At 61.7% G+C, this 25,974-nt stretch carries 21 protein-coding genes and 1 pseudogene; 18 read left to right on the top strand and 4 right to left on the bottom strand.

The genetic code is table 11. From position 1 onward, the window contains the following. The first annotated feature begins 32 nt into the window (after positions 1-32). From U5G49_RS22140 to coaA, 6 genes and pseudogenes are all read left to right on the top strand, one after another. Positions 33-213: pseudogene (locus U5G49_RS22140) on the top strand (hypothetical protein). Then, positions 210-767 (top strand): hypothetical protein, encoded by a 558-nt coding sequence (locus tag U5G49_RS22135; protein WP_018244191.1) that lies wholly within the window; start codon positions 210-212, stop codon positions 765-767. Before U5G49_RS22140 ends, U5G49_RS22135 begins: the two are co-directional and overlap by 4 nt. 6 nt (positions 768-773) lie before the next feature. Next, positions 774-1,520: a 1-(5-phosphoribosyl)-5-[(5-phosphoribosylamino)methylideneamino]imidazole-4-carboxamide isomerase gene (gene hisA / locus U5G49_RS22130; protein ID WP_193444506.1), complete on the top strand. Its 747-nt coding sequence runs from the start codon at positions 774-776 to the stop codon at positions 1,518-1,520. Next, a complete protein-coding gene (hisF, locus tag U5G49_RS22125) occupies positions 1,520-2,308 on the top strand; it encodes an imidazole glycerol phosphate synthase subunit HisF (RefSeq protein WP_011649867.1) in 789 nt (262 codons plus the stop codon). The genes hisA and hisF overlap by 1 nt, the downstream gene beginning before the upstream one ends. A 17-nt stretch (positions 2,309-2,325) precedes the next feature. Then, complete coding sequence (locus U5G49_RS22120) at positions 2,326-2,649, top strand: phosphoribosyl-ATP diphosphatase (protein ID WP_017995608.1); 324 nt, start codon at positions 2,326-2,328, stop codon at positions 2,647-2,649. Beyond that, entirely contained in the window at positions 2,646-3,641 is a 996-nt protein-coding gene (coaA, locus tag U5G49_RS22115; RefSeq protein ID WP_018244189.1) for a type I pantothenate kinase, read from the top strand. Before U5G49_RS22120 ends, coaA begins: the two co-directional genes overlap by 4 nt. Positions 3,642-3,654: 13 nt before the next feature. On the opposite strand, the gene U5G49_RS22110 is transcribed toward coaA, so the two are convergent. From U5G49_RS22110 to U5G49_RS22100, 3 genes are all read right to left on the bottom strand, one after another. After that, positions 3,655-4,266: an alpha-ketoglutarate-dependent dioxygenase AlkB gene (locus tag U5G49_RS22110; RefSeq protein WP_193444507.1), complete on the bottom strand. Its 612-nt coding sequence runs from the start codon at positions 4,264-4,266 to the stop codon at positions 3,655-3,657. 1 nt (position 4,267) lies between these two features. Next, positions 4,268-4,705, bottom strand: a complete 438-nt coding sequence (gene arfB, locus U5G49_RS22105) for an alternative ribosome rescue aminoacyl-tRNA hydrolase ArfB (protein ID WP_018244187.1) — start codon at positions 4,703-4,705, stop codon at positions 4,268-4,270. A gap of 207 nt (positions 4,706-4,912) precedes the next feature. After that, on the bottom strand, positions 4,913-6,523 hold the full coding sequence (locus U5G49_RS22100; protein WP_018244186.1) for a phosphoenolpyruvate carboxykinase: 1,611 nt from the start codon (positions 6,521-6,523) through the stop codon (positions 4,913-4,915). A gap of 340 nt (positions 6,524-6,863) precedes the next feature. Here U5G49_RS22100 and U5G49_RS22095 point away from each other — a divergent pair, with 340 nt between their 5' ends. From U5G49_RS22095 to trxA, 12 genes are all read left to right on the top strand, one after another. Next, a complete protein-coding gene (locus tag U5G49_RS22095) occupies positions 6,864-7,598 on the top strand; it encodes a response regulator transcription factor (protein WP_003544146.1) in 735 nt (244 codons plus the stop codon). Between the two features lie 131 nt (positions 7,599-7,729). After that, positions 7,730-9,520 (top strand): sensor histidine kinase, encoded by a 1,791-nt coding sequence (locus U5G49_RS22090; protein ID WP_018244185.1) that lies wholly within the window; start codon positions 7,730-7,732, stop codon positions 9,518-9,520. Further along, entirely contained in the window at positions 9,517-9,969 is a 453-nt protein-coding gene (locus tag U5G49_RS22085; RefSeq protein ID WP_018448427.1) for an HPr kinase/phosphorylase, read from the top strand. The genes U5G49_RS22090 and U5G49_RS22085 overlap by 4 nt, the downstream gene beginning before the upstream one ends. A 150-nt stretch (positions 9,970-10,119) precedes the next feature. Further along, on the top strand, positions 10,120-10,521 hold the full coding sequence (locus U5G49_RS22080) for a PTS sugar transporter subunit IIA (protein ID WP_003544139.1): 402 nt from the start codon (positions 10,120-10,122) through the stop codon (positions 10,519-10,521). 9 nt (positions 10,522-10,530) lie between these two features. Continuing rightward, positions 10,531-10,806: an HPr family phosphocarrier protein gene (locus U5G49_RS22075; RefSeq protein ID WP_003544133.1), complete on the top strand. Its 276-nt coding sequence runs from the start codon at positions 10,531-10,533 to the stop codon at positions 10,804-10,806. 154 nt (positions 10,807-10,960) lie between these two features. Continuing rightward, positions 10,961-12,361: an adenosylhomocysteinase gene (gene ahcY / locus U5G49_RS22070; RefSeq protein ID WP_011649859.1), complete on the top strand. Its 1,401-nt coding sequence runs from the start codon at positions 10,961-10,963 to the stop codon at positions 12,359-12,361. A gap of 203 nt (positions 12,362-12,564) precedes the next feature. Further along, positions 12,565-15,150, top strand: a complete 2,586-nt coding sequence (locus U5G49_RS22065; protein WP_131605758.1) for a sensor histidine kinase — start codon at positions 12,565-12,567, stop codon at positions 15,148-15,150. Continuing rightward, positions 15,147-16,664 (top strand): tRNA (adenosine(37)-N6)-threonylcarbamoyltransferase complex ATPase subunit type 1 TsaE, encoded by a 1,518-nt coding sequence (gene tsaE, locus U5G49_RS22060; protein WP_193444508.1) that lies wholly within the window; start codon positions 15,147-15,149, stop codon positions 16,662-16,664. Before U5G49_RS22065 ends, tsaE begins: the two co-directional genes overlap by 4 nt. Positions 16,665-16,677: 13 nt before the next feature. Then, on the top strand, positions 16,678-17,409 hold the full coding sequence (locus tag U5G49_RS22055) for a nucleotidyltransferase family protein (RefSeq protein WP_018448424.1): 732 nt from the start codon (positions 16,678-16,680) through the stop codon (positions 17,407-17,409). Positions 17,410-17,412: 3 nt separating this feature from the next. Beyond that, a complete protein-coding gene (addB, locus tag U5G49_RS22050; RefSeq protein ID WP_193444509.1) occupies positions 17,413-20,604 on the top strand; it encodes a double-strand break repair protein AddB in 3,192 nt (1,063 codons plus the stop codon). After that, positions 20,597-24,148 (top strand): double-strand break repair helicase AddA, encoded by a 3,552-nt coding sequence (gene addA, locus U5G49_RS22045; protein ID WP_047622449.1) that lies wholly within the window; start codon positions 20,597-20,599, stop codon positions 24,146-24,148. The genes addB and addA overlap by 8 nt, the downstream gene beginning before the upstream one ends. Before the next feature lie 75 nt (positions 24,149-24,223). Beyond that, on the top strand, positions 24,224-24,544 hold the full coding sequence (trxA, locus tag U5G49_RS22040; RefSeq protein WP_008528748.1) for a thioredoxin: 321 nt from the start codon (positions 24,224-24,226) through the stop codon (positions 24,542-24,544). A 69-nt stretch (positions 24,545-24,613) separates the two neighbouring features. Here the strand turns inward: trxA and U5G49_RS22035 are convergent, their stop codons facing one another. Continuing rightward, complete coding sequence (locus U5G49_RS22035) at positions 24,614-25,966, bottom strand: bifunctional folylpolyglutamate synthase/dihydrofolate synthase (protein ID WP_193444510.1); 1,353 nt, start codon at positions 25,964-25,966, stop codon at positions 24,614-24,616. Positions 25,967-25,974: the final 8 nt, after the last annotated feature.

Here is a 25,974-nt window from a genome sequence, read left to right as displayed (position 1 = left end):
TGTATGGAAACGGCGGAACAGGAGCGCACTCGATGCCGGCTTCACGGAAATCAGGCAAGGTGTTCTACACGTTGCGGCCCTCCAGGGAAGGCTTGCCTGCCTTTTCTGATATAAAGCTTCCCGGCGGCACGATCATCCGCCGTGTCGACGAAGCCATCCACACAAGCGCTTTCCAATGCAGCCAAGGCGTTGAAAGAAAGGCTGGACCGATGATCCATGAATCGTTCCCCGCAAACGACAGTGCGAGCCGGCGGCAAAACGGGGTCAGCGCCAGCGACATCGCCGAGGCCGTGCTGGAATTCTATATCGAAGGTGAGGACGATCTGATCGGCCTGCTCGCCTACGCACTCTACGAGCGTCAAAAGCGCGATTTTGTTCTCAGCCATCGCAAGCGAAATGCAGGCCGTTCGCCCGATGAGGCCGAACTTGCCGCCGTCAACAGCAATTATCTCTCGACCGACCTGCGCAATACGCTGCGCGACCGCGCCTCGCAGATCCTTTCGAGTTATGCCGAAACCTATGTCGAGGCGATGGAGCCGCAGATCCGGCTCACTGCCGTCAACAACGATGCGCTGCGCCAGGTGCGAAACATCGAGAAATCGATCAAGAGGCGCCTGGGCTTCTGGCGTCAGGTCCGGGCCGGCTTTGCCGTCATCCTGCTGCTTCTTCTGCTTTTCGGCGCGGCTACCATTGCCGCTGTCTTTTTCCGCTCGGATATCGTAGATGCGTGGAATGCGCTGATGGTACCGACCACTCTACGGACGTAAGACGACATGATCCTTTTTCCCGCGATCGACCTGAAAGGCGGCCAATGCGTCCGCCTGAAGCTCGGCGACATGCAGCAGGCGACGGTCTACAACACCGATCCGTCCGCCCAGGCGAGATCCTTCGAAGATCAGGGTTTCGAATGGCTGCATGTGGTCGATCTCGACGGCGCCTTCGCGGGACATTCGGCCAATGGCGATGCCGTCGAAGCGATCCTCAAGGCAACTGACAATCCGGTGCAGCTCGGCGGCGGCATTCGCACGCTCGATCATATCGAGGCCTGGCTGTCGCGCGGGCTGCGACGCGTCATTCTCGGCACCGTGGCGGTCAGAAATCCGGCGCTGGTCATCGAGGCCTGCCGGAAATTTCCTGGTCATGTCGCCGTTGGCATCGATGCCAAGGGCGGCAAGGTGGCCGTCGAGGGTTGGGCGGAGGCCTCCGAACTCGGTATCATCGAGCTCGCCAGAAAATTCGAGGGGGCCGGCGTCGCCGCGATCATCTACACCGATATCGACCGTGACGGCATCCTGGCCGGCATCAACTGGACCTCGACGCTGGAACTTGCCGACGCCGTTTCCATTCCCGTCATCGCCTCGGGCGGCCTTGCCTCTCTCGACGATGTCATGCGCATGCTGGAGCCCGATGCGCGAAAGCTGGAAGGGGCGATTTCCGGCCGTGCGCTTTATGATGGCCGTATCGACCCCAAGGAAGCGCTGGCGCTGATCAAGGCGGCCCGGACCAAGGAGACCGCGTAATGACCCTCAAGGCCCGTGTCATCCCCTGCCTCGACGTCAAGGACGGCCGCGTCGTCAAGGGCGTCAACTTCCTCAACCTCGTTGATGCCGGCGATCCCGTCGAAGCCGCGAAGGCCTATGATGCGGCCGGTGCCGACGAACTCTGTTTCCTCGACATCACCGCTTCCTCGGACAATCGCGAGACGATCTTCGATGTCGTGTCGCGCACGGCCGACCAATGCTTCATGCCGCTGACGGTCGGCGGCGGGGTGCGTACTATCGCCGATATCCGCAAGCTGCTGCTGTGCGGTGCCGACAAGGTCTCGATCAATTCGGCGGCCGTCAGCAATCCCGACTTTGTCACTGAGGCGGCCGACAAGTTCGGCGACCAGTGCATCGTCGTCTCGATCGACGCCAAGCGCCGGCGCACCCAGGCGGTCGGCGGCGACAATCTCAGCGCCTGGGAAATCTATACCCATGGCGGCCGCAACGCGACCGGCATCGATGCCGTCGAATTCGCCCAGAAGATGGTGGCGCGCGGCGCCGGCGAGCTGCTGGTCACCTCGATGGACCGCGACGGCACCAAGGTCGGCTACGATCTGGAACTGACGCGGGCGATCGCCGATGCAGTGCGTGTGCCTGTCATCGCCTCCGGCGGCGTCGGCGATCTCGACGATCTCGTCGCCGGGGTAAAGGAGGGCCATGCCAATGCCGTCCTCGCCGCGTCGATCTTCCACTTCGGCACCTATTCCGTCAGCGAGGCAAAGCACTATATGTCGAAGTGCGGCATTGACATGCGTCTCGACTGAACCTTGAAAGCGGACCTATGAGCGGATTTTCCCTTTCCGATCTCGAGAGCATCGTCGAAGAGCGATCGAAAGCCTCGCCGGAGCAATCCTGGACCGCCAAGCTCGTGGCCGCCGGCCAGCCGAAAGCGGCAAAGAAGCTCGGCGAAGAAGCGATCGAAGCCGTGATGGCGGCGGTGACGGGCGACCGCGACAATCTGACCTATGAGGCTGCCGATGTGCTCTATCACCTATTGGTCGTATTGAAGATTGCTGAAATACCGTTAGAGAATGTCATGGCCGAGCTCGAGCGCAGAACCGCGCAGTCCGGCCTCAAGGAAAAGGCCAGCCGGCAGAGTTCATGAGTATCGCGACTGAGATTATCGGGGTGCCGGAAACGTTGGATCATTTCCAGTCGGAATCCTATTCCCCCTACCACTTCTTCTCTTCCGAACAATGGGCGAAATTCCGCGCCGACACGCCGTTGACGCTGACGAGCGACGAGGTCAAACGGCTGCGTTCGATGGGCGATCCGATCGATCTCGACGAGGTCCGGCGCATCTATCTGTCGCTGTCACGGCTGCTGTCGGCGCATGTCGAATCCTCGCAGATGCTGTTCGAACAGCGCAACCGCTTCCTCAGCCTGTCCGATGTGACGAAGACGCCTTTCGTCATCGGCATCGCCGGCTCGGTCGCTGTGGGAAAATCGACCACCGCCCGCATCCTCAAGGAGCTTCTGGGGCGCTGGCCCTCCAGTCCGAAGGTCGATCTCGTCACCACCGACGGCTTCCTTCATCCGAACGCCGTGCTGCAGCGGGAAAAGCTGATGCAGCGCAAGGGCTTTCCGGAAAGCTACGACACGGCTGCGATCCTGCGCTTCCTCTCGGCCATCAAGGCCGGACAGCCGGATGTGAAGGCGCCCAGCTATTCGCACCTCGTCTACGACGTGCTGCCGGACGAATACAAGATCGTCGACCGACCCGACATCCTGATCTTTGAGGGCATCAACGTGCTGCAGTCGCGCGACCTGCCTGCCGGCGGCAGGATCGTGCCGATGGTCTCCGACTTCTTCGACTTCTCGATCTATATCGATGCCGCGGAAGACGAGATTCACAACTGGTATGTCACGCGCTTCATGCGGCTGCGCGAGACCGCCTTCCGCGATCCGAATTCCTATTTCCATCGCTATGCCTCGATCAGCGACGCGGAAGCGCTCGAAATCGCCGAGGATCTCTGGGCAAACATCAACCTGAAAAACTTGCGCCAGAACATTCTGCCGACGCGTCCGCGCGCCGATCTCATCCTGAAAAAGGGCAAGGATCACCTGATCGAACAGGTCGCGCTGCGAAAACTATAGCGACGTCTCTATTTCAGGGATTGACGTAGCGCAGCGTCAGATTGATGCGGCCGCCATTCTTCAGCAGCGTCGAAGTCGCCGGATGGATACGGTCGACGCCGTGGAAACAAAGCCTCCCCTCGCCGCCCAGCACCACCAGATCACCGCTTGAAAGTTTGAAAGACAGCGTAGGATCATTGCGGCTGAGGCCGCCGACACGAAAGAGGCAGCTGTTGCCGAGCGAGATCGAGACGACCGGGGCCTTGAGATCCTGTTCGTCCTTGTCCTGATGCAGGCCCATGCGGGCTTCGTCGGAGTAGAAATTGACGAGGCAGGCTTCCGGCAGCTTGTCGCAACCCGAAACGTCATTCCAGATATCGAGCAATTGCTGCGGCATATCAGGCCAGGGCCTGCCGGTTGCCGGATGCGTCGGCTGGTAGCGATAGCCGCGCTCCTTGTCCGTCACCCAACCGAGCGGCCCGCAATTGGTCATGCGCACCGACATCGGCTTACCGGTGCCGGGCATGACGGGCACGTAAAGCGGCGCTTCGGCGACGATGGTGCGGATCACCTCGACCAATGCCTCCTGACGCGCGCGGTCGAGATAGCCGGGGAGATGGCGGATGCCGTTCAAGAGCGCGACCATGTCATTCACTACCGCCGGGGCGGCCGCGCATTTTCTTGACTTCCGAGCGGCCGGATTTTTCTTTCAGGCGGCGTTCGACCGAACCCTTGGTCGGCTTGGTCTTCTTGCGTGGCGGCGGTGGCGGCTTGGCGGCCTCCAGGATCAGCTCCTTTAGCCGGTCGCGCGCATCCTCGCGGTTGCGATCCTGGCTGCGAAACCGGCTCGCCTCGATCATCAGCACGCCGTCCTTCGACAAGCGCCGGCCGGCCAGCTTGATCGCATTGGTTTTGACACGATCATTCAGGGACGGCGAATTCGGGATGTTGAAGAACAGCTGGACCGCGGTCGAGACCTTGTTGACATTCTGCCCGCCGGGGCCGCCCGCCAGAACGAACTGTTCCGTCAGCTCCCATCCCGCGATGGTGATCCTGTCATCGATATAGAGCGCGTCGCTGGCCATGCGGCGTTCTATCTCACATCAATGGCGAATTGAAAATATCGGCCATGATCAAGAAAAACCCGGCAATCCTGCGATGCCGGGTTTCACGTGAGTCAGAGACTGGGGCATTCCGTTCTTCTTGGAAGTACGGAATGCTCTAGCTTTTTGTTTTCACGCAATTCCGGACGCAAAACCGCTGCGCACTTTTGCTGGAATTGCTTGTTCGCCTTATTCGGCGGCAACCTTCACGCCGGGGGCGGCATCACGAACACCGCCGTCGACATGATTTTCAAACTTGGCGAAGTTCGCAATGAACATCGAGACCAGCTTTTCGGCCTGCGCGTCATAGGCTGCCTTGTCGGCCCAGGTCGAGCGCGGATCGAGAATGCTGCTGTCGACGCCGTCGACGGAGACGGGCACGGCGAAGCCGAAGTTCGTGTCAGCACGGAATTCGGCCTGTCCAAGTTCGCCGGTCAGGGCGGCGGCGAGAAGTGCGCGCGTCGCCTTGATCGGCATACGCTTGCCGGTGCCGTAGGCGCCGCCGGTCCAGCCGGTATTGACGAGCCAGCATTGGACACCATGACGGCTGATCAGCTCCTTGAGCAGATTGCCATATTCGGCCGGATGCCGCGGCATGAAGGGTGCGCCAAAGCAGGTGGAGAAGGTCGCTTCCGGTTCGACGACACCCTTTTCCGTGCCGGCCACCTTGGCGGTGTAGCCGGAGAGGAAGTGATACATCGCCTGGTCAGGCGTCAAGCGGGCGATCGGTGGCATGACGCCAAAGGCATCGGCGGTCAGCATGATGATCGTCTTCGGATGCCCGGCGCGGCCCGTTTCCGAAGCGTTCGGGATGAAGTCCATCGGATAGGCGCAACGGGTGTTTTCGGTCAGCGACCCGTCGTTGAAATCCGGCTCGCGGCTTTCGTTCAGCACGACGTTTTCCAGCACGGTGCCGAAGCGCTGCGTCGTCGCATAGATTTCCGGCTCGGCTTCAGCCGAGAGGCGGATCGTCTTGGCGTAGCAGCCGCCTTCGAAGTTGAAGATGCCGTTTTCGCTCCAGCCGTGTTCGTCATCGCCGATCAGCGTCCGTGCCGGATCGGCCGAAAGCGTCGTCTTGCCGGTGCCGGAAAGGCCGAAGAAGACCGCCGCGTCACCGTCCGGACCGACATTGGCCGAGCAGTGCATCGGCATCACGCCCTTGGCCGGCAGCAGGTAGTTGAGCACGGTGAAGACCGATTTCTTCATTTCGCCGGCATAGGACGTGCCGCCGATCAGGACGAGACCATTGGTGAGATCGCAGGCGATCACCGTTTCCGAACGGCAGCCGTGGCGAGCCGGATCGGCCTTGAAGCTCGGCAGATCGATGATCGTCAGCTTCGGGACGAAGCTGGACAGCGCTGCGGTGTCGGGGCGGATCAGCAGATTGCGGATGAACAGCGAATGCCAGGCGAACTCGGTCACGACGCGGGTCGGCAGGGCATGGCCTTCCTCGGCGCCGCCGACGAGGTCCTGGACGAAAAGCTCCTTGCCCGCGGCATGCGCCAGCATATCGTCGCGCAACAAGGCGAAATGTTCCGGCGAGATCGGCTTGTTGTTGTCCCACCAGATTTCGCCATCGGTATTGATGTCGCGAACGACGAACTTGTCGCGCGGCGAACGGCCCGTGTGCTGGCCGGTGATAGCCCGCAGCGCGCCCTGAGCGGTCAGTTCGGCTTCGCCCCGGCGGATCGCTTCTTCATAGAGCGCGGCGGCGGAAAAGTTGTAACGAACGCTGGCTGCGCCGCCCAATCCCACCGTTGCCAGCTCTATTGCCGGGTTATGAACTCCGAACATTTCCATGGCTAGTTCCCTTCGCTCAGGCTCGTTGCCGTTAAAACTGAGCACGAAAATACGGGCAGAAATTTTAAAACACAAGATGGAAAACTTGAGAAAATGCAGTGATATCAAATAATTAATCGATTTAAATTTATACCCTCAATTTTAAATCGTTTGAAAAGTCTGCGTTTAACTATTTTGATATGCCACCTGAGATTGCTTTGCGAATTTTACGACAATCCTCCCCCTTTATCTTTGCCACAATTTGTTCCACCTTTATCCTCCATAAGCGCATCCGGTCATTGAGACCGCCTGGGGAGAGCAAAATCCGGGAGATTGCGCACTGATGACGGAGACCAACACCATGCCGACAATCGCGCTCGTTGATGACGACCGCAACATCCTCACCTCGGTGTCGATCGCGCTGGAGGCCGAAGGATACAAGGTCGAGACCTATACGGACGGTGCCTCGGCGCTGGACGGCCTTCTGGCACGACCGCCGCAGCTGGCGATCTTCGACATCAAGATGCCACGCATGGATGGCATGGAACTGCTGCGCCGCCTGCGGCAGAAGTCGGATATTCCCGTCATCTTCCTCACCTCCAAGGACGAGGAGATCGATGAACTCTTCGGTCTGAAGATGGGCGCCGACGATTTCATCACCAAGCCTTTTTCGCAGCGTCTGCTGGTGGAGCGCGTGCGCGCCGTCCTGCGCCGCGCATCAAGCCGTGAAGCCGCCGCCGCCGGCACCAGCCCCACCGGCGCGCCGAAGACCGGCGCGGTGCAGCAGGCCCGCTCGCTGGAGCGCGGTCAGCTGGTCATGGACCAGGAACGCCACACCTGCACCTGGAAGGGCGAGGCGGTGACGCTGACGGTGACCGAATTCCTGATCCTGCATTCGCTGGCGCAGCGCCCCGGCGTCGTCAAAAGCCGCGACGCGCTGATGGACGCGGCCTATGACGAACAGGTCTACGTCGACGACCGAACCATCGACAGCCACATCAAGCGGCTGCGCAAGAAATTCAAGATGGTCGACACCGACTTTGATATGATTGAAACACTTTACGGAGTGGGATACCGCTTCCGCGAAGCAGCCTGAGCCCAAGCGGCGCAGCAGCAGTCAAAATGTTACAGCGTCCTTTGCGCGTCTGAAAAGACGCGCGGCGCTGTAGGAAATATTAAGGGCTGCGGGCCGGTTCATCCGGCCCCGCCCTTCGAAAGGGCCTGTCATTGGCACAGTTGGTGCAGGAAAGGGATCTGGACGATGCGGAGGGCGTAAGCACCCGTCGCGTCCGAGGCCGGCGTTGGTCGCATCCCTTCACCCTGATCCGCCGCATCTTCGGCAATGCCGTCTTTTCGAGCCTGACGCGGCGCATCCTGTTCTTCAATCTTGCCGCACTGCTGGTGCTCGTCGGCGGCATCCTCTACCTCAACCAGTTCCGCGAGGGGCTGATCGACGCCCGCGTCGAGAGCCTGCTGACGCAGGGCGAGATCATTGCCGGCGCCGTTTCGGCCTCCGCTTCGGTCGATACCAACTCGATCACCATCGATCCGCAGAAACTGCTCGAGTTGCAGGCCGGCCAGAGCATCACCCCGGTGCCGAATGACGAGGATCTCGAATTCCCGATCGATCCCGAGAAGGTCGCGCCCGTCCTGCGCCGGCTGATTTCTCCGACGCGCACGCGCGCCCGCATCTTCGATGCCGACGCCAATCTGCTGCTCGATTCGCGCCATCTCTATTCGCGCGGCCAGGTGCTGCGCTTCGACCTACCGCCTGTTGAAGAGGAGAAACAGACCTGGAGCGAGTGGTTCGCCACCCTGTTCAACAAGGCGCTGCAGCCCGGCAATCTGCCGCTCTATAAGGAAGCGCCGGGCGGCGACGGCTCGATTTATCCCGAGGTGATGAATGCGCTCACCGGCGTGCGCGGCGCGGTCGTGCGTACCACCGAGAAAGGCGAGCTCATCGTTTCCGTCGCCGTGCCGATCCAGCGTTTCCGTGCCGTGCTCGGCGTTTTGCTGCTGTCGACGCAGGCGGGCGACATCGACAATATCGTCCATGCCGAGCGGCTTGCCATCATGCGCGTCTTCGGCGTCGCGACTCTCGTCAACGTGCTGCTTTCGCTGGTGCTTTCATCGACGATCGCCAATCCGCTGCGCCGTCTTTCGGCGGCCGCCATCCGCGTGCGCCGGGGGGCCAAGGCACGCGAGGAGATCCCCGACTTCTCCGCCCGCCAGGACGAAATCGGCAACCTTTCCATCGCGTTGCGCGAGATGACGACGGCGCTCTACGACCGCATCGATGCGATCGAGAGTTTCGCGGCCGATGTCAGCCACGAGCTCAAGAATCCGCTGACCTCGCTGCGAAGCGCTGTGGAAACGCTGCCGCTTGCCCGATCCGACGATTCCAAGAAGCGGCTGATGGACGTCATCCAGCACGATGTCCGCCGCCTCGACCGGCTGATCAGCGATATCTCAGATGCCTCCCGTCTCGATGCCGAACTCGCACGCGTCGATGCCGGCTCCGTCGATATGGAAGTGCTGCTGCGTGACCTCATCGAGGTTTCGCGCCAGGTCAGGAGCAGCAAGAAGCAGGTGGAGATCGAATATGCGATCGAGCGCAAGCCGAACATCAAGACGCGCTTCGTCGTCAATGGCCACGATCTGCGCATCGGCCAGATCATCGCCAACCTGATCGAGAATGCCCGCTCTTTCGTGCCGGAAAAGGGCGGCAAGATTACCGTGCGGCTGGTGCGGACGCGTTCGCGCTGCGTCACCACTATCGAAGACAACGGCCCCGGCATCCAGGCGGAAAATATCGACCGCATCTTCGAGCGCTTCTATACGGACCGGCCGGAATCGGAAGGCTTCGGCCAGAATTCGGGGCTCGGCCTTTCGATCAGCCGGCAGATCGCCGAAGCGCATGGCGGTTCGCTGAGAGCCGAAAACATCACCGATGCCGAAGGCGGGCATGTGCTCGGCGCGCGCTTCATCCTCTCTTTGCCAGTCGGCACCGCGGCATGACCGAGGCAGCTTTCAACATCCATGCGACGGCGATCGTGGTCGGCAAGACGGGATTGCTGTTCAGCGGGCCTTCCGGCTGGGGCAAATCGATGCTGGCCTTCACCTGCATGACGGAGGCGCGCCGCCTCGGACTGTTCACGGCGCTGGTCGCCGACGACCAAGTTCTTCTCTCAGGAGAGGCCGGCGCGGTGATTGCCGCGTGCCCGCCGTCGATCACCGGGCTGATGGAGCTTCGTGGCACTGGTATCGTTCATCAGGAGCATATTCCCAGGGCGGCCATGCATTATGCCGTGCTTCCGGGCAGTGCCACCGGCGAAAACCGGGTGCCTCCCGAGGGCGAAATGGTGAGCCTTGCCGCCGGTTTGTCGCTTCCCGCATTGCGGTTGCTCGCGGGCGTTTCCTCACCCCTTGCGATCCTGATGGCAAAAGTGCCGGATATCGGGCGCTAGGGCCTTCCGGATTGGTCAATCTGCCTTATATAGTCACATTTTTATCTTGCACTTCGGCTTTTCATAGCCAAGATGTGCCCCCACCGGTGGACGTAATTGCTGCATTGCGATATTGGGTCCACCGTTTGCGTCTATGGGAGCAGTAATATCATGATCGGACTTGTGCTTGTCACTCATGGCAAGCTGGCTGAAGAGTTTCGTCATGCTGTCGAGCACGTCGTCGGTCCTCAGAAATTTATCGAGACGGTCTGTATTGGCCCCGAAGACGACATGGACCAGAGACGGCAGGATATTCTGGAAGCCGTTTCCGGTGCCGATGATGGCCATGGCGTCGTCATCCTGACCGACATGTTCGGCGGCACGCCGTCCAATCTTGCCATATCAGTCATGAGCAGCGGCCATACCGAAGTCATTGCCGGCGTCAACCTGCCGATGTTGATCAAGCTTGCCGGCGTGCGCGGCGAGAACAACATGGAGAAGGCGCTGGTGGAGGCTTCCGAAGCCGGGCGGAAATATATCAATGTCGCAAGCCGTGTGCTCAGCGGAAAATAACGAGCCTTCATGACATCGCTCTCCCGGGAACTCCTCATTATCAACAAGCGCGGTCTTCACGCGCGCGCTTCCGCCAAATTCGTGCAGATGGTCGAGACCTTCGATGCCGCCATTACCGTTTCCAAGGACGGGATGACGGTCGGTGGCACCTCCATTATGGGGCTGATGATGCTTGCGGCAAGCCCCGGCTCGAGCGTCGTCGTCTCGGCGAGCGGCAGCCAGGCCGAGGAAGCCCTGGAGGCGCTGGACCAGCTGATCCAGAATAGGTTCGGCGAAGAAATGTGAGCGCCGGCGAGCTCATATAAACATATAAAGACTTCTTTATATCCTTATTGCCATCCCGGGCGAAGCCTGCTAAACGGCGGACATGCCGTGCGCTTGCACGCGGTCATCTTCGCGCCTGCGCCAATTTTGAGACGTTTTCAGCCTGGAGGCCTCTATGAGCACTGAAAAAGATTATGTCGTCGCCGATATCGGGCTTGCGGATTTCGGCCGCAAGGAAATTACGATCGCCGAAACCGAAATGCCGGGGCTGATGTCCTGCCGCACCGAATTCGGCCAGACTAAGCCGCTGAAGGGCGCGCGCATCACCGGCTCGCTGCACATGACCATCCAGACGGCCGTACTCATCGAAACGCTGGTCGCGCTCGGCGCCGAAGTCCGCTGGGCCTCGTGCAACATCTTCTCGACGCAGGATCATGCCGCTGCCGCGATCGCCGCTTCCGGCGTGCCTGTCTTCGCCATCAAGGGCGAGTCGCTTGAGGATTACTGGGTCTATACCGACAAGATCTTCCAGTGGGCCGACGGCGGCCTTTCCAACATGATCCTCGATGACGGCGGCGATGCCACCATGTACATCCTGCTTGGCGCCCGCGCAGAAGCCGGCGAGGACGTGCTGTCTCATCCGCATTCCGAAGAAGAGGAAATCCTCTTCGCACAGATCAAGAAACGCCTTGCCGCTTCCCCGGGTTGGTTCACCAAGCAGCGCGACGCGATCAAGGGCGTCACCGAGGAAACGACGACCGGCGTCAACCGCCTTTACCAGCTCAGCCAGAAGGGCCTGCTGCCCTTCCCGGCGATCAACGTCAACGACTCGGTTACCAAGTCGAAGTTCGACAACAAGTATGGCTGCAAGGAATCGCTGGTCGACGGCATCCGCCGCGGCACCGACGTCATGATGGCCGGCAAGGTTGCGGTCGTTTGCGGATACGGCGACGTCGGCAAGGGTTCTGCCGCTTCGCTCTCCGGCGCCGGCGCCCGCGTCAAGGTGACCGAAGCCGATCCGATCTGCGCATTGCAGGCTGCGATGGACGGTTATGAAGTCGTTCTACTCGAGGACGTCGTTTCCTCGGCCGATATCTTCATCACCACCACCGGCAACAAGGACGTCATCCGCATCGACCATATGCGGGCGATGAAGGATATGGCCATCGTCGGCAATATCGGTCACTTCGACAACGAAATCGAAGTCGCTGCATTGCGCAATCTCAAGTGGACCAACGTCAAGCCACAGGTCGACCTGATCGAATTCCCCAAGGGCAACCGCATCATCCTTCTTTCCGAAGGCCGTCTGCTCAACCTCGGCAACGCCACCGGCCATCCGTCCTTCGTGATGTCGGCTTCGTTTACCAACCAGACGCTGGCGCAAATCGAGCTCTTCACCAAGCCCGACCAGTATTCCAACCAGGTCTATATCCTGCCGAAGCATCTCGATGAAAAGGTCGCACGCCTGCATCTCGACAAGCTCGGCGTGAAGCTGACTGAGCTTTCTGAGGAACAGGCTGCCTATATCGGTGTCTCGCCGAAGGGGCCGTTCAAGTCCGACCACTACAGATATTGATCTGATCGTTAATATCCACAAGATGTAGAAGCCGCGGCATTGACAAATGTCGCGGCTTATTTTTTGGGCGCTCCCTTCCCGCCGATTCCCTTCCGAAGTATTGTTTTAAGACTTGATTCGTGGCGCCGGACTCTGTCCGACCGCTCCGAAAATGGGATGTCTTGTCGTAATGCGGCACATTGAAGGACGGAGACATACCGAGGATGTCGGAAATGAAAAGCAGCCTGCCCGGTCAGGCGGACGACGGCGCTCGCGCCGATCGCCGCCCGCTTATGGCAGGCCAAGGATATAAATCTGCAACGGCACACGAGGCCGCAAAGCAAGGGCACGGACCATTGGCGCGCTTCCTGAAAAGCTGCGCTGCCGGCACGGCGCTTGCCGCGCTGGCGCGGCCGGCTCTGGCACAGGCGGAGCAGCAGGCGGCGGCTTCGGCTCACCTCTTCACATCCTCGCAGGTGATCGGTGTTTCTGTCGTCATCGGAGTCATATCGGCAGCACTGCTGTCGACGCTGTGGCTCGTGCGCCAGCGCGGCAACCTGGAAAACGAGAGCCGGGAAATCCGCTCGGCGCTCTCCGATGCCCAGCAGCGTATTTCGCAATACCAGGCTCTGATCGCCGACAAGAACCGGCGGATCGTCATCTGGGACGGCAATGCGCGCCCCGAACTGCTCGGCCAACTTCCGCCTGAGACCGGCGCGCCGCAGGACGGCGAATTCCTGGCCTTCGGCCTGTGGCTGAAGTCACGTTCGGCTTCCGAGCTGGAAAAGGCGATCGACCGGCTGCGCGACGAGGCGCAGAGCTTCGACATGGTGGTCGAAACCATCCGCGACGAAATCCTCGAGGCGCAGGGCCGGGTTTCCGGCGGGCGGGCCTTCGTCCGTTTCGTGGCGCTCAACAATCTGCGCGCCGAGCTCGCGGAGCTCAGGATCGAGCGCGACCGGCTGATGACCTCGATCTCGGCCTTCCAGACCATGCTCGACGCGATTGACATGCCGGCCTGGCAGCGTGACCCGGTGGGCCGCCTCACCTGGGTCAACCAGGCTTATGGCGAGGCGGTCGAGGCGCGATCGCCGCAGCAGGCGATCAATGAAGGCCGCGAGATGTTGACGACCGTGGCGCGCGAACGCATTCGCGCGACGACGACGCCGGAATCGCCCTTCCACGACAAGATTTCGACGGTCGTTCACGGCAACCGCACTTTCTTCGACGTCGTCGACGTCAGAGTTCCCGGCGGCTCGGCCGGCATCGCGATCGATGTGTCCGACATAGAGGCAGTGCGCGCCGAGCTGGAACGGACGCTGAAGAGCCATGCCGAAACGCTCGACCATCTCGCCACGCCGGTTGCCATCTTCGACGGCGACCGCCGGCTGCAATTCTACAACCAGGCCTTCGTCGCGCTCTGGGAGCTGGATATCGCCTTCCTCGAAGGCCGACCTGACAATAGCGAGCTGCTCGAGCGGCTGCGGGCGGCCAAGAAGCTACCGGACCAGCTCAACTGGAAAAGCTGGAAGGAAGCCGCACTTTCCGTTTATCGCGCGCTCGACACGCAATCCGATCTCTGGCACCTGCCGAACGGACAGACGTTGCGCGTCTTTGCAACCGCCCATCCGCAGGGCGGCGCCACCTGGGTGTTCGAAAACCTGACCGAGCAGGTCGATCTCGAAACGCGCTACAACACGCTGGTCAAGGTGCAGGGCGAAACGATCGACCATCTTTCCGAAGGTGTGGCGGTGTTCGGCCCTGATGGACGCATCCGCCTTTCCAACCCGGCCTTCCGCGCGCTCTGGGGGATCACCGAAACCGAAGCCAAGCCCGGCACCCATATCCGTGCGCTGGGCGAGGCCTGCGCGCCGTCCTATGACCGGCCGGACGGCTGGAAGACCTTCGCGGAACTGATCACCAGCTTTGACGACGAACGCCGCTCGGGCCAGGGAACGCTGGAACTCTTCTCCGGCCTCGTGCTCGACTACGCCGTCATCCCGCTGCCGAACGCGCAGACCATGCTGACCTTCGTCAACATGACGGACAGCGTGCGTGCCGAGCGCGCTCTGACCGAGAAGAACGAAGCGTTGCGCAAAGCCGACGAGCTGAAAAACGACTTCGTCCAGCACGTTTCCTATGAACTGCGTTCGCCACTGACCAACATCATCGGCTTCACCGATCTCCTGCGTACACCGGGTGTCGGGCCGCTGAACGAACGGCAGGCCGAATATATCGACCACATCTCGACCTCGTCCTCGGTTCTCCTGACGCTCGTCAACGATATCCTCGACCTTGCGACAGTCGACGCCGGCATCATGCGCCTCAACTATGCGGATATCGATCTCAACGATCTGCTCGACGACGTCTCGATGCAGATCGCCGATCGCCTCCACGAAAGCGGCGTGGCGCTTGAAATTACCGCACCCGCCTATCTCGGCTCGATCATTGCCGATCCGCAGCGGCTGAAGCAGATCCTTCTGAAGCTTCTTTCCAATGCAGCGAATTTCTCGCCCGAAGGCACCTCGATCTCGCTGGAATGCCATCGCGAAGGCACGGATTTCGTCTTCTCAGTCAGCGATCGCGGCCCCGGCATCTCACCTGATATGATCGCAACCGTCTTCGACCGTTTTGCCACGGGGGCGAAAAGCGGCAAACGCGGCGGCGCCGGCCTCGGCCTCTCGATCGTCGACAGCTTCGTCAGTCTGCATCATGGCGATGTGACGATCGACAGCGAGCCGGGCAAGGGCACGACCGTCGTCTGCCGTATCCCGTCGGTCGATGTGCCGCATTCCGCCGCCGCCGAATGACGACCAGCGATGCGATCTCGCTTTTCCTGAAAGACGAGGCGGCTACCATCCGCCTCGGCGAAGATCTGGCGCTGGCCCTGAAGGCCGGCGATTGCCTTGCCCTTTCCGGCGATCTCGGCGCGGGGAAATCCTCGCTCGCCCGGGCGATCCTGCGCGCCATGGCCGATGACGAAGAGCTCGAGGTCCCGAGCCCGACCTTCACGCTGGTCCAGTCCTACGATCTGCGCATCCCCATTTCGCATTTCGATCTCTACCGGCTCGGCGATCCCGCCGAACTGACCGAACTCGGCTTCGACGAGGCTCTGCAGAACGGCATCTGTCTCGTCGAATGGCCGGAGATGGCGGAGAGCGAACTGCCCGTTCAGCGCATCGCGCTGACGCTGGAACATGAAGGCATCGGCCGGCGGGCGACAATCAGAGCCGCGGGCGCGCAAATTACACGCATCCGCCGTGTCCTGGCGATCCGCGATTTCCTTGACGCTGCAGGTTACCCCGAAGCGAAACGCCGCTTCCTGACCGGCGATGCCTCGCTGCGCGCCTATGAGGCGATCTATCCGAAGGCCGAGAACCAGCGCATCATCCTGATGGACTGGCCGCCTCTTGCCGAAGGCCCGCCGGTTCTCGACGGTAAACCCTATCCCAAAGTCGCGCATCTTGCCGAAAACGCCTATCCCTTCGTGGCGATCGCCGATGCGCTGCGCAAGGACGGCTTTGCGGCGCCCGAAGTCTACAAGGTGGATTATAACAAGGGTATCCTGCTGATCGAAGATCTCGGCAGTGACGGCGTGCTGGACGCCCACGGACAGCCTATTATCGAACGCTATCGCGAAAGCGTTGCCTGCCTGGCCAGACTGCACGCTCTGAAATTTCCGCACGACATCCCAGTTGGAAAGAGGCATGTCCATCATATTCCTGATTTCGACCGTACGGCGATGAAGATGGAGGTGCGGCTGGTGCTCGACTGGCACCTGCCCTGGAAGCGCCAGGGCGCACCCGCAACCGAAGCCGAACGCGCGGATTATCTGGCGATCTGGGATACACTCATCGACGAACTCGCAACGGCCGAGAAGAACCTGCTGCTGCGCGACTTCCACTCGCCGAATATCATCTGGAGACCGCATGCGAAGGGCGTCGAACGGATCGGCCTCATCGACTTCCAGGACGCCATGATCGGCCCCACGGCTTATGATCTCGCCTCGATCGTCCAGGATGCGCGCGTAACGATCGAGCCGGGCCTCTTCCGGCAACTGATGGATGATTATCTGGGGCTTCGCCGCGCACAGGGCGGTTTCGACGAAGCCGGCTTCATGAGGGCCTGGGCAATCATGTCGGCGCAGCGCAATTGCAAGCTTGCCGGTCTCTGGGTGCGCTTGTTGCAGCGCGACGGCAAGCCGGGCTATCTGAAACACATGCCGCGCACGCTTGCCTATCTGAACGTCGCGCTAGAGCATGAAACGCTTGCCCCCTTGCGCGATTGGTGCACAAGGGCTGGAATAGACCAGAGCGAATCATAAGTTCCGGATCAGAATGACCATCAGACAAGCCATGGTACTGGCCGCGGGTCTCGGAACCCGCATGCGCCCGATCACCGATACGATCCCGAAGCCGCTGGTGAAGATCGACGGCAAGCCGATGATCGACTACGCGCTGGATTCACTGGTGGCGGCCGGTGTCGAACGGGCCGTCGTCAACGTCCACCACTTCGCCGATCAGATGCTCGACCATCTCAGGAACTACCGCGGCCTCGACATCATCATTTCCGACGAGCAGGACGCTCTGATGAATTCCGGCGGCGGGCTGGCGAAGGGCCTGACATTACTTAACCGCAACAATGTCTTCGTCATGAATGCCGATCTCTTCTGGATCGGCGAGCAGCCGGGGCGACCGACCAACCTGCAACGCTTAGCCGGATTCTTCGATAGTGAACGCATGGACATGGCGCTGCTTTGCGTTGGGATCGAGGATACGACAGGTCACAACGGCAAGAATGACTTCAGCCTCGCAACCGATGGCCGGCTGACGCGTTATCGCGATGATCCGTCCAATCCCGTTGTCTACGCCGGAGCGATCGTCATGAACCCGTCGCTGCTCGACGATGCACCGAAGGATGCCTTCAACCTCAATATCTATTTCGACAAGGCGATCGCGCGCGGACGGCTTTTCGGCATGGTGCTCGAAGGCCATTGGCTGACTGTGGGAACGCCGGAGGCAATCGGCGAGGCGGAGGAAACGATCCGCAGGTTGCGGGCGTTTGCCTGAGCCATGGCAGAGCGGCACCAGCCACGCATCCTGACAATCCCGGCGGGCCTCCCCTTCCTGAAAATGCTGGCGACGACGCTTTGCGATGGCCGACTGACGCCGCTTTTCCGGCACGAGGCCGATGATCCGCTGTCGCTCGCCAAGGTGACGATCTACCTGCCGACCCGGCGCGCCGTGCGTGTGCTGCGCTCGGAATTCGTCGACCTGCTCGGCGGCCGCTCAGCCATCCTGCCGGTCATCCGTCCACTCGGCGAAACCGACGACGATAGCGGCTATTTCGACGAGGTGCTGCCGGCAACGATCGATCTCGCCCAGCCGCTGTCGAATACCGCCCGTCTGCTGGAGCTGGCGCGCCTGATCCTTGCCTGGCGAAACAAGCTGCCGGAGATCGTCCGCCACATCCATTCGGACTCGCCGCTCGTTGCGCCGGCAAGTCCGGCGGATGCCATCTGGCTCGCCCGCAACCTTGCGGAGCTGATCGATTCCATCGAGACCGAGGATCTCGACTGGGCGGAACTGTCGAAACTCGACACCGGCGACTATGCCGCCTGGTGGCAGCTGACGGCGGAATTTCTGCAGATCGCCAGCGCATTCTGGCCGGAGCGGCTGTCCGAACTCGGCAAATCCTCGCCGGCACGGCACAGAAACGCCATTCTCCGGGCCGAAGCAAGCCGGCTTTCGGCGACGAAACCCACCGGACCGATCATCATCGCCGGTTCGACAGGGTCCGTTCCCGCCACCGCCGACCTCATCGCCGCCGTCGCCCATCTGCCGGAAGGCGTGATCGTGCTTCCCGGTCTCGATCTCTCCACGCCCGAGAAGCACTGGCAGATGGTCGCGCCGGAACCGGCGCCCGGCCAACATGCCAATCCCGCAAGCCGGAGCCACTCGCAATATGGCCTGTCGTCGCTGCTCAAGCGGCTGAAGCTGACGCGGGCCGACGTCATGCTCCTCGATAGGCCGGAGGCTGATCTCGACCGGCGCGCCGAAATCCTGTCGCGGGCACTTGCCCCGGCGGAGGCGACCAGCGACTGGGGAGCATGGAAGAACGACCTGCCGGCAGGCGCGCTGTCTTCGGCCTTCTCTGATGTCTCGCTGATCGAAGCCGCCAATGAGCGAGAGGAAGCAACCGCAATTGCCATCGCACTCCGGCTCGCGTTGGAAAGACCTGGACAGGATGGTGAAAGCCGCGCGGCACTCATCACTCCGGACCGCAATCTCGCGCGGCGGGTGATGGCCGAGCTTTCCCGCTTCGGCATCCTCGCCGATGATTCGGCGGGCACGCCACTTTCGGCCATGCCGCAGGGCACCTTGCTGCAATTGTTGCTGGAGGCAGCGCTGCGGCCGGGTGATCCAGTGGCGATCATCTCGTTGCTCAAACATCCGCTTGCCCGCTTCGGGCTGGAACGCGACGCCTTGATTTCCGCTACCGAGGCGCTCGAGCTGCTGGCGCTGCGCGGCGGCGTGGCAGAGGTTGATATCAGCACGCTGGAACCGCTGCTCACTCACCAACTTGCCGAACAGGCCCTGGATAGGCATGCGCCGCAATGGCGAAAAGCGCTTTCGCCTGAGGCCGCCGACGGCGCATACGGCCTCGCCCGGCGGGTCGCACAAGCGACCGAGCCGCTGGCTTCGGCGCTGATCCGGCACCGGCCGGAAGATCGCGGAAGAACAGTGCGCTTCACATTGTCCGAATGGGCGGAGCGCACCGGCCGTTCGCTTGAGGCGGTCGCGGTCGATCCGCAAGGCAATCTCGCCGATCTCTGGTCTGGTGAAGCAGGAGATGCACTCGCTGCCCTGCTCGGTGAAGTGATCGACACGGACGGCCAGATGGAGGCCGACGGGCCGCAATGGATCGACATCATGGCAGCCCTTGCCGCCGGTCATGCGGTGAAGCCGCGGGCGCTCAGCCATCCCAGGCTCTTCATCTTCGGCACGCTGGAAGCCCGACTGCAGAGCGTCGATACGTTGATACTCGGCGGCCTGAACGAAGGCACCTGGCCGGGGCAGACCGCCAACAATCCCTTCATTCCGCGAATGATGAAGACGGAGATCGGCCTGGAGCCGCCGGAGCGGCGCATCGGCCAGCTGGCGCATGATTTCGAGATGGCAAACGGCACGCGCCATCTGATCTATGCGCGCGCGCTGCGCCAAGGTTCGACGCCGACCGTCGCCTCGCGTTGGCTGCAGCGGCTGCTGGCGCTCGGCGGAGAGGCGTTCGAAGCGGAATTGAAGGGACGCGGCAACCGGTTTCTCCAATGGGCCGGTCTCATCGATCGGGGAGATGGTCAGGCGCCGGCGCTGCGACCTTCGCCGAAACCGCCGCTGGCCCTGCAACCAAAATCCTATTCCTTCAGCGAAGTCGGCCGGCTGCGCCGTGATCCCTATGCCATCTATGCCCGCCGTGTGCTGCGGCTCGACCCCGTCGACCCGTTCAATCGCGATCCAGGGGCCGCCGAACGCGGAACGCTCTACCACAAGATCATCGACCGGTTCATTCGCGAGGCTCACATCGCCGGCACGCCGGATGCGGCAGCGGCCATGGAGCGCATCCTTTCCGAGCTTTTCGACATGGAGCAGCTGCCGCCGCATATCGATGCCGTGTGGCGGCCGCGCTTTCGCGCGGTGGCCGGCGTCTTCCTCGAATGGGAGGCCGGACGGCGACATGGCATCCGGAAAACGCTGACGGAAGTGCGGGGCGGCATGGAGCTGGAGGCGATCAATATCCGCCTCACCGGTGTCGCAGACCGGATCGACGTCACCGGACCGAACGCCGCCGATATCATCGACTACAAGACCGGCTACAATCCCTCGCCGGCGCAGGCACGCGTGCTTCTCGATCCGCAGCTTGCGCTCGAAGCGGCCGCCTTGAGCGCCGGCGCCTTCCGCGATGCCGGCAGCCTCGTGCCGCAGGACCTTCTCTATGTGCGTCTGCGACCAGGTAGCCGCTTCCAGGTCGATACGGTCAACAACGAGAGCTCTGCCCGCAGCGACAAGGCGAAATCGGCGATGGATCTCGCGGCCGAATCGATCGATCAGCTGGTCAAATTCGTGGGGTTGCTGCAATCCAACGAAAGGGGTTTTACCTCCCGGCTGATCCCGGCCCAGCAATTCGATTTCGGCGGCGACTACGATCATCTTGCCCGCGTCTCCGAATGGTCGACGGCCGAAACCGAAGAGGGCGGTGATGAGTGATGTGACCGCCCTTCCCAACGACGACGATCCGGGCGCGTGGATCGGCTGGACGACGATCCAGCAGGCGATTGCCTCTGATCCGCTGCGTTCGGCATGGGTCTCAGCCAATGCCGGTTCCGGCAAGACGCATGTCCTGACACAGCGCGTCATCCGGCTGCTGCTTGCCGGTGCGCGGCCTTCCGCCATTTTATGCCTCACCTATACCAAGGCCGCGGCGTCCGAAATGTCGAACCGCGTCTTCGAACGGCTGGCGGAATGGGTGGTGCTTGACGATGAAGACCTCGGCCGGCGGATCACGCAGATCGAGGGTACGGCTCCCGACGGACTGAAGCTCGCCGAAGCTCGCCGGCTGTTTGCCAAGGCGCTGGAGACACCCGGCGGACTGAAGATCCAGACGATCCATGCCTTTTGCGAGGCGCTGCTGCATCAGTTCCCGCTGGAGGCTAACGTTGCCGGACATTTCTCGGTTCTCGACGATCGCGCGGCGGTGGCGCTGCTTTCCGATGCGCGCCGGGCGCTGCTGACGGCAACAGCGCCGGAGAAAGACAGCGCCCTTGCCGAGGCATTCGCCTATGTGCTCAATCTCGGCGACGAATCCGGACTGGAGAACCTGCTCGGCGACATCGTCGCCAACCGCAACGCCATTCGTCGTTTCACGGCGACGGCTGAACAGCAGGGCGGTGTGGAGAAGGTCCTGCGCAAGAGGCTAGGTCTCGCCGCTGGTGACACGGAAAGCCGGATCGCAGCGCAATATTGGCCTTTGCCGGAGCTTTCGGGCGGCACGCTGGAGCTTTATCTCTCGCTTGCCGACCAGAAGGGCGGTGCCAAGGCGCAGGAGGTTGCCTACGGCCTCAGGCTCGCTGGGCGGGAGCGCGATGAGGCAAGGCGCGCTGAGTTTCTCGAGAAAATCTTTCTGACCGTGAAGGGCGAGCCCAAGGCGGACTCGCAATTCTTCGTCAAGGCCATGCTTGCCGAGGCCCCGCAGCTGGCGTGCGCCATCGCCATTGCCCGCGCGCATGTCGCAACAAGCCGCGACCGGCTGAAACTGATGCGGATGTACGGCGCCACGCATGCAGCACTCGTGCTCGCCGACAGACTGAATCACGACTATGAAGAGCTGAAGAAGCAGCGCAGCCAGCTCGACTTTGAGGACCTGATCACCCGCACCGCCGACCTGCTGACGAAAAGTGGCGTCGGTCCGTGGATCCACTACAAGCTCGATCGGGGTATCGATCATATCCTCGTCGACGAGGCGCAGGATACCAGCCCGATCCAGTGGAGCGTCATCCAGTCGCTCGCCGAAGATTTCTTCTCCGGCGAAAGCGCCCGACCGATCGTGCGCACGCTTTTTGCCGTCGGCGACGAAAAGCAGTCGATCTATTCTTTCCAGGGGGCGCGGCCTGAGCGTTTTTCCGAGGAGAGCGACCGGACGCGGCGGCGCGTTTCCGACAGCGGGCAGAGCTTTTCCTCGGTGCGGTTGCCGCTCTCCTTCCGCTCGACTGCCGACGTGCTCGAGGCCGTCGACCACATTTTCAAGGCACCCGACAACGCCCGCGGCCTGAGCGCGCTCGGCGAACCGGTCGTGCATCGTTCCAGCCGCATCGGACATCCCGGCGCTGTCGACCTCTGGGAGATGGTCGCGCCGGAAGCCGTGGTGAAGGAGGAAGACTGGACGGCGCCCTTCGATGCGACGCCGGAAAGCGCGCCGGCCGCAATCCTCGCGCGGCGGATCGCCCATTCGATCGGCACGCTCGTCGGCCGCGAGACGATCGTCGACAAAGGCAAGGAGCGCCTGATCGAAGCCGGCGACATCCTGGTGCTGGTGCGCAAGCGCGACGCCTTCGTCAATGCGTTGACGCGGGCGCTGAAACGCCGCGGCGATATTCCGGTCGCCGGTGCGGACAGGCTGGTGCTGACCAGCCACATCGCCGTGCAGGATCTGCTGGCGCTCGGTCGTTTCCTGCTTCTGCCGGAAGACGACCTGTCGCTCGCCGCCGTGCTCAAGAGTCCGCTTTTCGATCTCTCCGAAGACGACATCTTTGCGATCGCCGCATTGCGCGGCGGCAATCAGAGCGTTTGGAGCCATCTCAAAAGCTTCGCCGCCGACGGCACCGAACGTTTCCGTGCTGCCGTCGAGAGGCTGGAGCTGTTTCTCCGGCAATCCAGGAGCCTGTCGGTCCATGATTTCTATGCGCGCGTGCTGGGTAGCTATGGCGGGCGGCGGCAATTCCTTGCCCGTCTCGGCACCGAGGTCAGCGATATTCTCGACGAATTCCTGACCTTCACGCTCGACCACGAGAGCTCCGGCCTTCCCGGTCTGCAATCCTTCATCTCGACGCTGGAGCTCGAAGCACCCGTGATGAAACGCGAGCAGGATAAGGGGCGCAACGAGGTGCGGATCATGACGGTGCATGCCTCCAAGGGTCTTGAAGCACCGATCGTTTTCCTCGTCGACGGCGGTTCGAAGGCCTTCACCCATACCCATCTGCCGAAGCTTCGCCTGATCGAGACCGGCCCCGACGAGCCGTCGATGCCCGTCTGGGTTCCTGTCTCCGATCTCGCCAATTCGCTGACCCAGGACGATGCGGCGCGTATCCAGATGCTGGCGGAAGAAGAATATCGCCGGCTGCTCTATGTCGCCATGACGCGCGCAGCCGACCGGCTGGTCGTCTGCGGCTATCGTGGCGTGCGGGTGAACAACGACACCTGGCATATGATGATTTCGACGGCGCTGCACGACGACCATCCGCATGTGGAGGCGACCACATTCTCCGGCCCCGATGGGCAATGGCCGGGCATCAAATGGCGCGTGCCGCGGGTAGAACGAAGCTTCGAGCGTACCGATCGCAACGAAGAGCGCGACAGCGAGGAGACCTTGCCGGACGGCCTGTTGCGGCCATTGCCGCCGCAGGCTGAGCTCCCTCGGCCGCTCAGCCCTTCCGGTGCCGGGACGATCGTCGATGAAGACGAGGGCAGTCTGCTCGTCATTTCGCCGCTGTTCGGCCAGAAGGAGCGCAGCGATCGCTCACTGGAGAAGGGCAGGCTGATCCATCGCATGCTGCAGGCGCTTCCCGAAATTCCACTTGGCGAACGGCCTGATGCGGCAAGCCGCTATGCCGAACGAGCGGCGCGATTCTGGCCGGAAGCGGAACGGCGCAAGCTTGTCGATTCAGTTCTGAAACTATTGGACGAGGAAGGTCTGCAGGCCGTCCTCGGTGCGCAGGCCCAGCCAGAGGTCTCGATCATGGGAACATTGACGCTCGAGGACCGGCGCTATGCTGTCTCCGGCCGTATCGACCGGCTTGCCGTCCTTGCCGATCGCGTCGTCATTCTCGACTACAAGACCAATCGGGTGCCGCCGACAACAGAAGAGACCATCCCCTTCGCGCACCGGGCGCAGCTGGCGATCTATCGCGAGATCCTGGCGCCGCTCTATCCTGAGAAGCGTATCGATTGCATGCTTGTCTATACCGAGAACGCCTCGCTCTTCACACTGAGCGAAAAGGCGCTCGGTTTGGCGCTTGCAGCGGTCAAGACAAAGTGAAATACCGGACATTGAAAATTCAGCACCGCACCATCACATGTGGTTCAACACCCAATTCCGATAAAGGAGCAGCCCATGGCTACCGTGAAAGTCGATATCAATAACTTCCAGTCGGAAGTTCTGGAATCCGCAGAACCCGTCGTCGTCGATTTCTGGGCTGAATGGTGCGGCCCGTGCAAGATGATTGCTCCGAGCCTCGAAGAAATCGCCGTCGAGATGGAAGGCAAGGTCAAGGTGGCCAAGCTGAATATCGATGAGAACCCGGAACTCGCTGCACAGTTCGGTGTGCGCTCCATTCCGACGCTTGCAATCTTCAAGGGCGGCGAAGTTGCCGATATCTCGGTTGGCGCAAAGCCGAAGACGGCCCTTTCGAACTGGATTTCGAACGCTGCCTGATTGATATCGCTCAATTTGTATCACAAATGAAAAGCCCGGTTCGACCGGGCTTTTTTCATCTTACCGCCTTCATTTCGGGGGCGTGCCGTTGTCGGCAAGGACATCGCCGACGAGATAGAGAGAGCCGCCGACCAAGATGCGCGGCGGCAAAGCCTCTGGATCGAGAACGGCTCTTATTGCTTCCAGCGCATCGCCGACCGTCAACATCGGTTCGGCAACCAAACCGGCATCATAAGCGGCATTGGACAATATCACCGGGTCGATCATCGCTTCGCTGCCGCGGATCGGCACGCAGAAAACCTTCTCGACCAGGCCGGTAAAGGCCTTGAAATAGCCGACCGGATCCTTGGTGTTGATCATGCCGGTAATCAGGAAAAGCGGCCGAGACTGGCGTTCCTCGAAATTGGCCATGGCTTCGGCGATCACTTCGCCTGCACCGGGATTATGTCCGCCATCGATCCAGATCTCGGCGCCGGCGGGCGCATGCGACAGCAGCCGGCCCTCGCTCAGACGCTGCAGCCGGCCCGGCCATTCGACCGAACTCATCGCCTTTTCCATCATCGTCTCGGTGACCGTGAAACCCGCCGCCTTGACGGCACGAATGGCGGCGGCGGCATTGGCATATTGATGCCGGCCGGGAAGGCGCGGCAGCGGCAGGTCGGCAAGACCGAATTCGTCCTGGTAGACGAGCCGGCCATATTCCTCATGCGCCATGAAATCCTGCCCGAAGACGGCGCTCGGGCAATGCAGCCGCTCGGCCGTCGACATCAGCACGTCGAGTGCTGCGTCATATTCCTGATGACCGATGACAACGGGAAATCCCGGCTTCATGATACCGGCCTTTTCGGCCGCGATCAGCTCGACCCTGTCGCCGAGATAGGGCTGGTGATCCAGCGAAATCGGCATGATGACCGAGACGGCCGGATTGGAAATGACATTCGTGGCGTCGAACCGGCCGCCGAGACCGACTTCGATGATAGCGGCATCGGCCGGATGTTCGGAAAACAGGATGAAGGTGACCGCCGTCAGGATTTCGAAGACGGTAATGTGCTGTCCTGCATTGGCATCGGCCACGCGACGCACGGCCTCGGCAAAGACGGCGTCATCCACAAGCTGCCCGCGTCCGCCCTTGACGCCAATGCGATAACGTTCGTGCCAATTGACGAGATGCGGCGAGGTGTGGACATGGGCGCTGTAGCCGCCGGCTTCGAGCAGGGCGCGGCAGAAGGCGGTGACAGACCCCTTGCCATTGGTGCCGGCGACATGGATCACCGGCGGCAGCTTCCTGTGCGGATTGCCGAGCACATCGAGAAGACGAGTGATGCGATCGAGAGACAGATCAAAGCCCTTGGGATGCAATCCCATGAGCTTGTCGATCTCCTGTGCTGCCTCACTCACCGCGGTTTGGCCTCTGGGTATCAATTCGGCAC

This window comes from Rhizobium indigoferae (assembly GCF_034554815.1).
Lineage (GTDB): Bacteria > Pseudomonadota > Alphaproteobacteria > Rhizobiales > Rhizobiaceae > Rhizobium > Rhizobium leguminosarum.
This window is presented reverse-complemented; position numbering and strand designations above follow the sequence as displayed.